The following is a 1,644-nucleotide window of genomic DNA, read 5'->3' on the forward strand; positions in this document are numbered from 1 at the left end:
CCTGGACGAGCGCGGGCGGCGGGAACTGCTGCTCGACCTGGTCCGTTCGCACGCGGCGTCGGTGCTCGGGCACTCGGGGACGGATGCGGTCGCTGCCGAACTGGCTTTCAAGGAGCTGGGCTTCGACTCGCTCACCGCGGTCGAGCTGCGCAACCTGCTGACCTCCGCGACAGGTCTGAAACTCCCGGCAACACTCGTCTTCGACTACCCCACCCCCGCCGCCCTCGCCGACCACCTCAGGGCCGAACTCACCGGCGAGCTAGGGGACATGAAGCCTGCCCAGGCCGCCACCGCGGCGGCCCGGGCCGGGCTCGACGACGATCCGATCGTGATCGTGTCGATGAGCTGCCGGTTCCCGGGCGGTGCCGACTCCCCGGAGAACCTGTGGCGTCTGGTCACCAGCGGCGGCGACGCGATGGCGGACTTCCCGACGGACCGCGGCTGGGATCTCGACAACCTCTTCGACTCCGACCCGGACCGCCCGGGGACCTCGTACACGACCGAGGGCGCGTTCGTGTACGGCGCGACCGGGTTCGACGCGGACTTCTTCGGAATCTCGCCCCGCGAGGCGCTCTCCATGGACCCGCAGCAGCGGCTCTTCCTGGAAACGTCGTGGGAGGCGCTGGAGCGGGCGGGCATCGACCCCACCTCGCTCCGTGGGCAGGACATCGGCGTGTACGCGGGCGCCTACTCCGTGGGATACGGCGTCAGCACCAACGTGCCCGAGGAGCTTGAGGGGTACGTCGTCACCGGCGAGGCCACGAGTGTGATCTCCGGCCGTGTCGCCTACACCCTCGGCCTCGAAGGACCCGCGCTGTCCGTCGACGCCGCTTGCTCGTCCTCGCTGGTGGCCCTCCACATGGCGGCGCAGGCGTTGCGCAGCGGCGAGTGCTCCATGGCCCTCGTCGGCGGCGTCACCGTGATGTGCACGCCCACGGCGTTCACCGAGTTCGCCCGTCAGCGGGGTATGGCGCGTGACGGGCGGTCGAAGCCGTTCGCCGACGCGGCCGATGGCATGGGCTGGGGCGAGGGCGTCGGTGTGCTGCTCGTCGAGCGGCTGTCCGACGCCCGTCGCAACGGGCACCAGGTGCTGGCGGTGGTGCGGGGTTCGGCGATCAATCAGGACGGGGCGTCGAATGGTCTGACCGCGCCGAACGGGCCCTCGCAGCAGCGCGTCATCCGGCAGGCGCTGGCCAACGCGAAGCTTTCGCCCCAGGACGTCACGGTCGTGGAGGGCCACGGTACGGGTACGACGCTGGGAGATCCGATCGAGGCGCAGGCGTTGCTGGCGACGTATGGGCAGGGCCGTGACCCGGAGCGGCCGTTGTGGCTGGGTTCGGTCAAGTCGAACATCGGGCACACGCAGGCCGCCGCCGGCGTCGTCGGCATCATCAAGATGGTCATGGCGCTGCAGGCGAAGGTACTGCCGAAGTCGCTGCACATCGATGCGCCGTCGTCGCATGTGGACTGGTCGGTAGGGGCTGTTGAGCTGCTGACCGACAACCGCGAGTGGTCGCGGGAGAACGGTCCGCGGCGTGCGGGTGTGTCGTCGTTCGGCATCAGCGGTACCAACGCGCACGTCATCCTGGAAGAGGCACCCGAGCCCGAGGTGGATCGGGAGGAGCCGGCGGAAGAGCTGCCGGC

At 70.1% G+C, this 1,644-nt stretch carries 1 protein-coding gene; it reads left to right on the top strand.

Annotated features, from left to right (window positions below):
- Positions 1-1,644, top strand: a 1,644-nt coding sequence (locus FGD71_RS00235; RefSeq protein ID WP_140935775.1) for a type I polyketide synthase, incomplete at both ends; no start/stop codon positions are given.

Source organism: Streptomyces sporangiiformans, from assembly GCF_005768555.2.
Taxonomy (GTDB): Bacteria; Actinomycetota; Actinomycetes; order Streptomycetales; family Streptomycetaceae; genus Streptomyces; species Streptomyces sporangiiformans.